Here is an 11,187-nt window from a genome sequence, read left to right as displayed (position 1 = left end):
TTTCCATTGGAACGGCGATGTTTTCACCGACGGTCAGATCATCGACACCGTCACCCCGCGACACGGCAACACACACGTCAACAACACCAAGTTGCGTGCCGAACCGGTCTGGAACCCCGAGGGCGGCACCGGGGCGTGGCGGGTGATCTGGTCGTACTCGGCCAAACGGGCACGGCGCGACCAGAAAACCCTGGCCGCCCAAGAAGCCCGGGCGCGCGCGATCATCGCTGGCGAAAAGAAAGCCAAGACAGCACGATTCGTCAAGACCCGAGGAGACGACCGCGCTCTCGACGAGGCCAGCCTGGCCCGCGCCCAATCCCTGGTCGGACTCAAGGGCTACGTGACCAACGTGCCGGCATCGCTGATGCCGGCGGCCGAGGTGATCGCTAAGCCTCAATCCGTGGACCGACCCTGTTGAGGTGCGTTGGGACTGAATTTCGCTGCAATGTGGTGTGTGGGCAGCGTGAATCCGCTGGTCTGCCCAGCTTTTCCTGTGGTCTGCGGTAGTGCCTGTTCGGCGTGGGTGGTTAGACGGTTGCGGTGGCTGGTGGGTCGTACCCGACGGTGTTGCGCCACAACGTGAGCCAGTGATCTGTCCAAGGCCAGTGACTGGGTAGGTGCAGGATCGGTCGGCGTTGAGGCCGGGCCAGCCGGGCCGGGATGGTGACGATCTTTCGGCGCAGCGTGGCGCCGTGGGCCACGGCGTTTGCACCTCCGGCCAGGACACCGGCGGCGCGCAGCAGGAGCGTGCGCGATCGCTGCGCACAACACCCACGCTGAGTTCGCCCCGAAGCACCCGGACGGCATGTGGGCCAGTGGCCCGTCGATCAGGTCGGCGAAGACGGTTTCGATGATCGCGTGTTGGCGGTGAGTGATGTCAGCCTCGGCGGTCGGCAGATCGGTGTTGGTGAAGAATGGGTGATACCGCCACACCGGGAGCAGGGCGTCGCGGAATCTCGCGTCTTTGACCCGCCGCACGATCAGCCGGGCGGTGAATCGGTCTTTGGTGGCAGCGAAGGCGGTGTAGCCGATCTCGGCGACTTCGGCATCAGAGATCCAGTCCCCGGTGTCGGGATCACGTACTGCACCGGGGTATTTCACTGGGGTCCAGGCGGATTCGTCGATGGAGGTGATGGCCCGATCAATCGCGGTGTTGCGGGACATCACCACCGAGAAGCGGGCGCCGTGGCTTCGGCAGGCGCCGACGACGGCGCGGGTGCCGTAGGCCGAGTCACCGCGCACCAGGAGCTGCCCGCGCACGCCGGCAGCACGCGCGGTGGCGGTGGCTTGGGCGACCATCCGGCCCGCGCCTTTCCCGGACCCGGTCTTGCCCGCGCGTAGTCGCATCCCGGCGATCACCGGCGCCGCACCAGGGGTGCTGATCGTGGTCACCAACGGGGACAGTTCCTTGCGCAGGACCTGCTTGCCGGCGATCTTGGTGTGCCCGTAGGAGGCGCCTTGCTTGGCGTGACCATAGACCGGGCGCAGCAGCGAGTCGATATCGATGAACGCGCCCTGGTCGGATCCGGGCAGCAGGTCCACCCGCTCACACAACGCCCCCAGATGATGACGCAGGACCGACTCCAGTTGGCGGGCATGTCCGAAAGTGAACTCCCGCAACAATGTTCCGATGGTCGAGGGTGCATACACGCCACCGAAAAGCGTCTTCATCCCGCCAGAACGCACCAGGTCGAGGTCGTCGATGCTTTCAGCGCCGGCACACATGCCGGCGATCAGGGTGCTCAGCTTCGGTGACGGATTCGCCGAGCCCGATCTGATCTTGGGTTCCGGGATGGAAATCTTGTCGGCCAACAGTTTCGGCAGCCCGGTCTGGGTGGCCAGTGTCATCACCGGAACCAACCCAGCGCACGACACGAGATGGGCATCATCGAAGACCGCCGACGACGCGACGAACCTATGGGACACTTTCACCGGAAGTGCCTTTCTGCCTGGACCCGATTAATGCGTAGAGAACATCAATCGTTCCAGCTCAGAGGGCACTTTCCTCGTTACGACACTCGACGACCAGCCAATTCATCGGTGGATTCAGGCTTAGCAATCGAATGAGGAGAGTAGCTGGCTGGCCAGTTGCTGTGAAGCCATGTGTCAATATCTGCACCGTTCGTATGACACGCACAGCCCTTGTCCACGCGTGGGATGGGCAGGCGACAGTTAGTAGCCACTCATGCTGGAGTTCCCCAGACAACCAGCCTCTGCCAGACCCGCGACCGTGGTGGAGGTGCTGCGTGTCCGGAACCGACTGCCGGCCGGCACGCGAGTCGTCCTCTCACCATCCGGTGATCAACCCGGTCAGTTTCACACCGGGGTGCTGCGGAACCGACGACGGCAGCGTCAGCGTCCAGATCACGAACCCGATTGCGGCCACCGCGATCAACACGACGACGACCGCCAGTACGGCCAGATAGGTTCGCGCAGCAGGGGACAGCTGCGCCCACGCACCCTTGGCGTGGGTGGGCGCAGGCTTCGGGTCGGGCTGTTGCGGCAGCGGTACGGTCCCGCTGCGCGCCGAGGACTGCCGTCGGAGTCGACGCTCGCGGTCGATCACACACCACGGACAGCCGTCGCCGCCCACCGGGAACTGATGGGAGGCGTCGGCCTGGCAGGTCACGACCTGCACGCGCGAAAGCGCTTGTCGCCACTCGGTACCCGTGGGCCGCACCGACGGATCGTGCACGCCTTCGGTGAAGGCGCGCACGAACAGTTGCCGCAGCTCCAACGGCAGGAATGTCACCGGCGGGGCCAGCGGATGAGGCCGCAGCAGCGAGGACGGACCACCCGCCCAGTGCCCGGTGCGTGCCAGGGTGAGCGCGTCGGGCTGATCACCCTCACCGGTCCACGTGCCGCGCAGGAACGGGTGGTTGCCTGCCATCAGCAGCAGGTGTATGTGGACGGCGAGGGCGAACAGATCCGAGGACTGCTCACGCGCGTCGGCGCGCAGGTCCGCACCCGCCAACTCGGGTGCGATGAACTCGGGCCGACCGACCGCGCACAGGAACCGGGCGCCGTCGGGACCGGTGAACTGCATCGAGTCGCAGTCGACGAGAGTCACCTGAGTTGTGTTGGCCACCAGGATGTTCCGCTCCTGGAAGTCGCCGATCACCGCGGCGACGCGGTGCACCGACTCGACCGCAAGGCACAGGTTGGCGGCCACGTTGACGAGGTGACTCCACGTCGCCTGCTTCGTCCACTGCGGGGCGGACGGCAGTGGATTCAGCCGATTGGACGGGTTGCTCATTGTATGGATCTCCACCGACGTCGCGGTGTCGACTCTCGCCATCACGTAACCCACCGGACCGATCGCGTCCGACACGACGTGCAGCGGCCAAGTCAGCACGACGAAACCATCGGGTTGGATCGTGCCCGAAGGCAGGCCCTGCACCATCGCGGCGACTTTGGCGAGCTTGGTGTCGAGATCGCTGAGCGTCGGGTGGAAGATCTTCGCGACCCATTCGGGGTGACCGACCACGTCGTGGATCGTTCCCTCGCCCGCCTTGGCAAGCACCGAACCCAACTGCACCGGGGTACCGGTGTTCAGTAGCAGGGGGCCGTCGTTTCGCACGAACGTCACAATGCTGTCTGTTCGGCGTCTCGGCAAGTCCCAACCCCGCGATGTCGTCCCAACGTCGGATAGCAAATGTTCTAATGGGGCGGCATACTCACCGTCAGCGCGCTGTTCCCACTCCGGGGCAGGGGGCGGACGCTCGAGACGACGGGTCTACTCACCATGTGCTCGGCGTCGTCCCTCCACGGAGACGCCGGGGCGATGCGCTGCGGGTGTTATCGACGAACTGGTCACAACGACCACCGAGGGGAAGGTACTGGCAAATGGCACGCATGGGGATGGATGTCGATCAGGTCGAGGCGGCCGGTCGGCAGCTCAAGACGCAGGCCGGCAAGATCGACGCGCTGATCAAGGAGATCAACGGTGTCGTCACCGGGCTGACGTCGATCTGGGACGGGCCGGACGCGAAGACCTTCGTCAACGACTGGTGGCCAAAGCACCGCCAGGCCCTCGTGGCCGCGCAGCACGAGATCGAGGGACTCGGGCAGTCGGCGCTCAACAACGCAAGCGATCAACGCAACGTCTCCGGCCACTAGCGCATTCAACCGATCCGACCGCCGCCGATCCCGGTGGCGGTCGCTGGAAGGGGACGTGCGCCATGGCGCGTATGGGGATGGACGTCGATCAGATCGAGGCGGCCGGTCGGCAGCTCAAGACGCAGGCCGGCAAGATCGACGCACTGATCAAGGAGATCAACGGTGTCGTCACCGGGCTGACGTCGATCTGGGACGGACCGGACGCGAAGACCTTCGTCAACGACTGGTGGCCAAAGCACCGCCAGGCCCTCATCGACGCCCAGCAGCGGGTCGACGGGCTCGGCCAGTCCGCGCTGAACAACAGCAGCGAGCAGCGGCAGGTCAGCTCGGTCTCGGGTGGCGCCGTCGCATCCAGCGGATCCACCGCTGTTGCGGGGGCGCCCGGCTCGACTGGAGCCGCCACCCCCGCCGCGGTCAGCGGCGCGAGCGCCGGCGGCACGGCACAGGCGCAGGCCGCCGCGAACTTCGTCGCCCAGCGCGGAGGGTCGGTGATCAACTTCGACAATGCCTACGGCGCCCAGTGTTTCGACGTCTTCCAGCAGTACACCGCCGACCACGCCGGCGGGTCGGGCGGTGCCAGGGCAGGCTCCGATGCCGCCAGCGACCTGTTCAACAGGTACGGACAACCCGGTAACACGGTTGCGAACTACTACGACCGAATCCCCGTAGGGCAGGGGCAGATGCAGCCGGGCGACGTCATCGTCTACAGCGGGGGTCCCGGCAACTTTGGTCACGTGGCCGTGGTGACCGACGTCGGCGCAGACGGCAATTATTCGGTACTGGAACAGAACTACACCCTCGGCAAGGGACAGGACCGCTACGACGCCCAGGGGTGGCCGGCCAACCCGGCGGCGGTTCGCGCCCACAACACCGGCGAAACCGGCACCGGCCTAAAGATTCTCGGCTACCTGCGTCCCAAGAACCCGACGGTGTAGGGGAAGAGCGCACACATGAACGACTCGCAGACCACCGCCGCCGCACACCCGTCTCGCACCTGGGACGTCGGTCGCGACGCTGTCGGTGGCGTCGCCCTCCTGATCGCCCTGTTCCTGCCGTGGAACCTGTCGTTCGGGTTCGGCGTCGCCGGATCCGGCGCCGGAGTATTCATCGCACTGCTCGCCGTGACGGTTGTGTCCTGGGCGGCGATCGTCGTGGGCCTGATGTCGCGCGACGGGACGCCGGACCGGATCCGGTTGTGGCTCAACGTTCCCTACCTGTTGTTCGTCGCGGTGATGGTGCTGTGGGATGTGCTCATCACGGTGCTCCTCGGGTCCGGCGGGCAGGTTCCGCCGGGTGTCGGCCCCGGCGCGTGGATCGGCGTAGCGGGAGCGCTGTGTCTGGCGCAACCCGTACTCGCCTCGCGTTCCGTCGACGACAAGCCGTTCCGTAGCTGGTTTGGAGCCGCCCGCATCCTCGGTGTCGTCGCGGTCGCGTTCGGTGTTCAGTCGTTCGTGTTCAACATGTACTGGCGCGTCCGCGCGGTCGGGTCCGCCGACGCGGTCGACGCCGACGGTGCACAGCACGCCGGCTACCTGACCGCAGCTCTGGTGTACGGGACGCTGAGCCTGGCGGTCGTTGTAATCGCCGCCCGTTGGGCGATCAGGAACGATCATCCCTCCCGGCTGGCCGTGGTCGGACTCGGCGTCGCCACCATCCTGACCGCCTTCGCGGTGTGGGTGTCGGACCGCGGCCTGAACATCGTTCCGGTCCAGGGCGCGGTGAACAACACCGCATCCGGGATCGGCTTCCAGGGATATCTCCTCTGGTGTGCGGCAGCGGCGATCTTCGGTCCGATCACGATGCGAAACGCGATCGCACGCAGAGGAGTCGAGGGCGTCGTCCTGCGCACGGCACTGCGCCACTGCTTGCTTTTGATCGCGGTCTGGTGCGGCGGCATGATCGCGGTGCGCTTCGCCTACCTGGGCCTGGCGCTGACCAGCGGACAGAGTCTGTCGATAAGCGTGACCGCGACGATGGTGACCGCGAACCTCGCCGCGGGAACGACGGCGCTGTGGTTACGGACGCTGCTGGCGTCCGGGTCCGCCAACGGGATTCGCATCGCTGTGGTGTCCGGGGCGCTCTTCCTGCTGATGATCGTGCGGATCGCGGTCGACATCTCGCAGAGCGCGCAGCACATCACGGCGACGTTCAACGTGACGCTGGCGCTGCTGTCCCTCGTCGTGGCGGTGGCCGTGCTGTGGTTCCCGACGGCGCGCCGGTCCCTCGAGACGGCCGCGAAGGCGCCGAAGATCGTTGCCCCTGCACACTGATCCGTGGGGCCCGGCCCGGGCCGACTGGCTGCGTGCGCTTTTCGACCAGTCTGGTTAGTTCGACCATCCACTGATGAGGAGGGTCCGCGCGGTCGTTTGACGGCGTCGAGGAACACGGCGTCGTGTCAGCGGCACCAGTTCCTAGTGCTCGGCAGCCACGCCAATATCAGCGTCAACAGAGGCACCGCCACCGAGACGACGACCGCCAGAGCGGTTACCGCGCCCAGATTCCAGACGCCGCCCAGCATCCCGGCCGCCTGCAGGAAGATCGTCGCCGCGACCCAGCTGAACACCGCTTCAGCGAGAATCAGCAGGGTGCCGAGCACGATCATCGTGCGGCCGGCGCGGCCTCGTGACAGCAACACGATCGCACCGATCAGGAGCAAAGCCGTCCCCAGTAGCGACACTACGGCGTAGGCGATCGTCCAGACGTAGACGGACTTGTCCATGTACATCCCGACCGACCCGGAGAGCTTCGCCAGGTAGACGAGTCCCTTGACGAGATCGATCGACGCGTAGGCGCGGAAGGCGCCGAGGAGCAGTGCGAGCACGGCCGCGATGATCGCGGTGACACCGCTCGCCGACCCCGGATAGGCGGCCGCCGCCGCCCCGTACTGCGGTGCGCCCGCCGCACCGTACGAGGACACCGGAGCACGCGGCGGTGGGGGCGGTGTGGACGCGTACGCCGGCGGTTGCGGATGTGTCGGAGGCTGCGAGTACGACGGAGGTGCCGACTGCGGGTAGGCGGACGTCGGCGGCGGGGGTGCCGGCTGCGAGTTCCCGGCGTCGCCGCCGTAGGTGTACCCGGCACCGAACTTGCTAGGCGGCAGTGAATCCGTCATCACAGCACCACACTCAGGGCGACCGCCGCGACACCGATGAACAGGAAGACATAACTGACGACGAGTGCGGCGAGCGCCGTTCCCGCACCCTGTTCACCGGTCCGCTTGATCTGGGCCCGCGCGACGTGCGCCATCACGATCGTGACCGGCGACAGGAACGCGCCCAGCAGGACCACCAGGACCAGTGACGCCGTGGCCAGCACGTTGCGCTCCACGGCGGGACCGCCGGCGTCCGCCGGCCTCCCGGCGGCGGGCTCGTCGATGACCTGGACCGCGGCGCGCGCGCCCGTGCCTTGCTGGTCGGCCGCACCATCCGGCAACTCGCTCACCACCGGCGCCGGAAGCACCGCCGGTGGGGGCGCGGCGACGGGCGCCGGCTGCGGCACCTGCGGCCCGCCCGTTGTATACCCGGCGCCGAACTTACTGGGACGCACCTCCGGCTCCCTGCGGCGAGGTCCCCCCGTGTCGGACATCAGTCCCTGCCTCTCAACGGCTTTCCCGATCCGACGGCCACCCGCGCCGGGCAACGGTGGAGCACCTCCATCGTGCCCATGCCGCAAACCCGCGACAATAGTACGTTCAGCGGACAGCAAACGCTGCGGTTAGCAGACTGTCGTGAACGAGTCGTTTGTGTTGACGGCAACAAGGACCCCCTCGCTCGTGGTGATCGAACATCTCAAGCTGCTGGTGCGCAGCAGACTGGACGCCTGCACCGATCCGACGGCTGATCGCGTTACGGGGGTGACCGTCAGGCTCCACGGAAGATAGACGTTCTGCTGGGTGCGCTGGTTTCCCGCGGCGTCGGTGTACGTCACGGAGATCAGGTCGTCGGGCGCCTTCGTTCCCGACACGGTGTAGGTCAACGTGAACGATTCGGCAGGGGCCGGCGGAACGACCCCGATCGTCGCGGTGTTCGGCAACGTGGCGGTGTGGATGGGCGCGGCGATCTCGACGCCGCGTGCCGACGGTCCGATGATCCACAGCAGCACCGAGCCGACGGCGAGGACGAGAAGAGCGGCGGCGGCGGAGTACCGCATGAAGCGCACTTGAGCGCCGCTGGGTTTGCGGGGCCCAGACGGCGTCGGACTCGGTACGACCACCGGGTGGATCACCTGTTCCCGAGCGGGGCCCGTGAGCGCAGCCGCGGTCGCGGTCGCATCCCGCTGCCGGCGCCGCGCAGCGCGCTCGTCGTCGATCGCGCACCAGGGGCACGCGTGCGCCGACGTCGGAATCGAGTGTGTGCCACGGCAGCACAGCGTCGTGGTCAAGCGCAGCAGGGCGTCGCGCCACTCCGCGGCACCGGGGCGCCGCGCGGGATCGCGCGCTCCGACGGTAAACGCCCTCGCGAACAGCCGGCAGATCTCGTCGGGAAGGAAGTCGACCGACGGCGCCAGCGGATGACGCACCAAGCCCGAGGACGGTCCGCCGGCCCAATCGCCGGATCGGGACAGCGTCAGCGCATCTGGTTGCTCACCGCCGCCGGTCCACGTGCCACGCTGGAACGGATGATTGCCGCCCATCAGCAACAGGTGAACGTGCACTGCGAGCGCGAACAGATCCGACGCCGGCCGTCTCGGGGTGATCTGCAGATCAGTCCCGGCGAGTTCCGGCGCCGTAAACTCGGGGCGGCCGACGCCGCACAGGAATCGACGCCGGCGCCCGTCGATGAACTGCATCGAGTCGCAGTCGACCAGACTCACCCGGGTGCTGTCGTGGACCAGGATGTTGCGTTCCTGGAAATCGCCGATGACGGCGTTCGCCCGGTGCACGGCGGCGACGGCCAGACAGAGATTGGCGGCGACGCTGACCAGGTGTCCCCACGACGCGTGCGCCGTCCACACCGGCTGTCCCGGTAGCGGATTCGCGCGCGTCGTCGGATTGGACAGGGCGTGTATCTCGACTGACGCCGCCGTGTCGATCCGGGCCATGACGTAGCCCACCGGCCTGCCGTCGTCGTACACCGTCCGCAATGGCCACGACAGCACCACGAAGCCGTCGGACTGCACGGCTCCCGGCGGGGTGGATCGGACCATCGCCGAGACCTTGTCGAGCTTCTCCGCCAGCCCCTTCAGCGTCGGATGGAAGATTTTCGCGACCTGGCCGGGGTGGTCCATGACCTCGTAGACGGTGCCCTCCCCGGCCTTCGCGATCATCGCCCCCAGGGTGATCGGCATGCCGCCGTCAACGGTCAGCACCGAAACCCCACGGCTACTTGGGAACCCGACGACCGAGCCGGAGCCGCGGGCGCCTGGCCTCCGCATCGACGCGCAGGTCCTCGGTGACGGAGTCGGCACCGGCCGGAACCGGTGGTGGCGCGACCGGCCGAGCGCCGGTCACCGGAGCCGGCGCGGGAGCGCCACCCTCCATCAGCTTGGCGGACGCGGCGGGCGGTACGGCGGCTTCGCGGCCGGCGTCCGGAGGCCGCGGTGGCACCCGCGACTGCACGACCAGCCTGCGCGTGGGGCGCGGCGTCGGGTGGAATCCGTCGGGCTCCCAGCGACGTACCAGCAGGACCATCGTCTTGTCGTCGCCGGTCTGATCGTCCTCGATACCGCGGAGCAGGGCGGCGAAGCTGGCCTCGTCGGCGCCGGTCCGCACGTGATCCCAAGACCCAGTGAAGAAGGGCGCGTAGGCCTCCCCCGTGGTGACGTTGGTGATCTTGTAGCTCATGCCGTCGGTACTGAGCGCGAACGCGTCGATCGCCGGCAGCGTGCACGACCGGTAGGACTCCTCGAAGGCGCCGTTGGTCTGGACGAACCATGTGGCGTTCGGATACTCCCCCTTGTCCTCGATGAGAACGGTCTCGACACTGCCGCGTTGATCGACCGCGATGATGCCGTCACCGATCTGTCCGAACACCGTACGCTCGGGGGTGGCGACGGCGACCGACAACGTCGTCGAGAGCAGCGGCAGCGGCAGTCGCATGAGCTCCGCCTGGTGGGTCAACCGATCGAGGGCGTCGTCGAACAGCCACCGCATCAGCCCCTCGGCCTTCGCGGTGTCGGCCTTCATGAACCGCCGGACAGTCTCGCGGCTCATCGCATTGTCGAGCACGCTCTGACACGCGACGAACGAACCCCACGCCGACGTCCCGCTCACCGACCCCGCGCCGTCGGCGATGACAGCGACCGCGAAATCGCCTGCGATGCCGTACCCGAACGCGTCATCGCATCCGAGTCCCTTGGCGATGTGCTGCGAACCGGTCACCGATGCGCCGCAGGCCGCCCACTCCCAACTGCCCGGCTCACCGCGAACCGGAGATGTCGCCGTCACACGGTGGTCCAACCGTTCAGGGGCGGAAGCGGAATCTGCGACCCCATCGACCCGATGGACTCGTCGTTGCGGCCGAACTCCGTCGAATTCGAGACGTTGCTCAGCGACGCCGACAGCCACTCGAACAGCTCCTCGTACTTGAGACCGTCGAGTGGAGCGGGGCTGCGCTGCACGGACAGACGGGCCAGCATCTGATAATTCACCTGCGGACCGGCGCCGACCGCGAAGACCGTCACCCCACGGGCCATTTCGACACCGTTCAGCCGCGCGACCGCCTCACCAAAACCCTCCTGGTTCGGTTCACCGTCAGTCAGCAGCAGTATCCACGGCCGGTAATACTGCAGGCCCGCAGCCTTATACGCATCCTTGCGGTCTTCCAGTATGTCCAAGGCCAGATGTATACCCGCGGCCATGTTCGTCCGGCCGGACGCGGTGAACCGGGCCGGCTGCAGCATGCGCGCCTCCTGCATAGGCACCAACACCGTCGCCACCGACCCGAACGTCACCACCGCCACCTCCACCCGCTTACTCGCCAGCGTCTCGGTATTCAGGTACTGGGTAAACGCCGCGTACCCGCGCTCAAGCGCCGCGATCGGTTGCCCCATCATCGACCCGGAAACATCCGCCAACACGACGCAGGCGACGCGCGGGTCCGGGTTCTCGTCATTGAGCTCCACCGCCCA

At 67.2% G+C, this 11,187-nt stretch carries 9 protein-coding genes and 2 pseudogenes; 4 read left to right on the top strand and 7 right to left on the bottom strand.

Features of this window, described 5'->3' with window-relative positions; all coding sequences use genetic code 11:
• Positions 1 to 391: pseudogene (locus H276_RS0122220) on the top strand (IS1634 family transposase); the annotation flags it as partial.
• A gap of 136 nt (positions 392 to 527) precedes the next feature.
• On the opposite strand, the pseudogene H276_RS23530 reads toward H276_RS0122220, so the two are convergent.
• Positions 528 to 1,932 (bottom strand): annotated as a pseudogene (locus H276_RS23530) (IS1380 family transposase).
• Positions 1,933 to 2,287: 355 nt separating this feature from the next.
• Positions 2,288 to 3,589, bottom strand: a complete 1,302-nt coding sequence (locus tag H276_RS0122210) for a hypothetical protein (protein WP_019973479.1) — start codon at positions 3,587 to 3,589, stop codon at positions 2,288 to 2,290.
• Positions 3,590 to 3,846: 257 nt separating this feature from the next.
• On the opposite strand from H276_RS0122210, the gene H276_RS0122200 reads away from it, so the two are divergent.
• The 3 genes from H276_RS0122200 to H276_RS0122190 all read left to right on the top strand — a co-directional run bounded on the left by H276_RS0122200 (position 3,847) and on the right by H276_RS0122190 (position 6,389).
• A complete protein-coding gene (locus H276_RS0122200; protein ID WP_155943224.1) occupies positions 3,847 to 4,119 on the top strand; it encodes a hypothetical protein in 273 nt (90 codons plus the stop codon).
• A gap of 62 nt (positions 4,120 to 4,181) precedes the next feature.
• Complete coding sequence (locus tag H276_RS24380) at positions 4,182 to 5,054, top strand: CHAP domain-containing protein (protein WP_019973477.1); 873 nt, start codon at positions 4,182 to 4,184, stop codon at positions 5,052 to 5,054.
• Between the two features lie 15 nt (positions 5,055 to 5,069).
• On the top strand, positions 5,070 to 6,389 hold the full coding sequence (locus H276_RS0122190) for a hypothetical protein (protein ID WP_019973476.1): 1,320 nt from the start codon (positions 5,070 to 5,072) through the stop codon (positions 6,387 to 6,389).
• Positions 6,390 to 6,514: 125 nt separating this feature from the next.
• Here H276_RS0122190 and H276_RS0122185 read toward each other — a convergent pair whose 3' ends face one another.
• The 5 genes from H276_RS0122185 to H276_RS0122165 all read right to left on the bottom strand — a co-directional run.
• Positions 6,515 to 7,231 carry a hypothetical protein gene (locus H276_RS0122185; RefSeq protein WP_019973475.1) on the bottom strand — a complete coding sequence of 239 codons (717 nt, stop codon included), beginning with the start codon at positions 7,229 to 7,231 and terminating at the stop codon, positions 6,515 to 6,517.
• Positions 7,231 to 7,665: a DUF4190 domain-containing protein gene (locus H276_RS23735; protein ID WP_231376734.1), complete on the bottom strand. Its 435-nt coding sequence runs from the start codon at positions 7,663 to 7,665 to the stop codon at positions 7,231 to 7,233. Before H276_RS23735 ends, H276_RS0122185 begins: the two co-directional genes overlap by 1 nt.
• Positions 7,666 to 7,833: 168 nt before the next feature.
• On the bottom strand, positions 7,834 to 9,492 hold the full coding sequence (locus H276_RS25740) for an MmpS family transport accessory protein (RefSeq protein WP_155943223.1): 1,659 nt from the start codon (positions 9,490 to 9,492) through the stop codon (positions 7,834 to 7,836).
• A complete protein-coding gene (locus tag H276_RS23505; RefSeq protein WP_196807977.1) occupies positions 9,440 to 10,504 on the bottom strand; it encodes a PP2C family serine/threonine-protein phosphatase in 1,065 nt (354 codons plus the stop codon). Before H276_RS23505 ends, H276_RS25740 begins: the two co-directional genes overlap by 53 nt.
• Positions 10,501 to 11,187, bottom strand: a 687-nt coding sequence (locus tag H276_RS0122165) for a VWA domain-containing protein (protein WP_019973471.1), incomplete at its 5' end; no start/stop codon positions are given. The genes H276_RS0122165 and H276_RS23505, both read right to left, overlap by 4 nt.

Source organism: Mycobacterium sp. 141, assembly GCF_000382405.1.
GTDB lineage: Bacteria > Actinomycetota > Actinomycetes > Mycobacteriales > Mycobacteriaceae > Mycobacterium.
The sequence above is the reverse complement of the archived record's forward strand: the minus strand, read 5'-3'. Positions and strand labels throughout refer to the sequence as shown.

Coding starts and splice junctions, on each gene's coding strand:
- H276_RS0122200 (WP_155943224.1), top strand. CDS start 3,847: ATGGCACGCATGGGGATGGATGTCGATCAGGTCGAGGCGGCCGGTCGG.
- H276_RS24380 (WP_019973477.1), top strand. CDS start 4,182: ATGGCGCGTATGGGGATGGACGTCGATCAGATCGAGGCGGCCGGTCGG.
- H276_RS0122190 (WP_019973476.1), top strand. CDS start 5,070: ATGAACGACTCGCAGACCACCGCCGCCGCACACCCGTCTCGCACCTGG.
- H276_RS0122185 (WP_019973475.1), bottom strand. CDS start 7,231: ATGACGGATTCACTGCCGCCTAGCAAGTTCGGTGCCGGGTACACCTAC.
- H276_RS25740 (WP_155943223.1), bottom strand. CDS start 9,492: ATGCGGAGGCCAGGCGCCCGCGGCTCCGGCTCGGTCGTCGGGTTCCCA.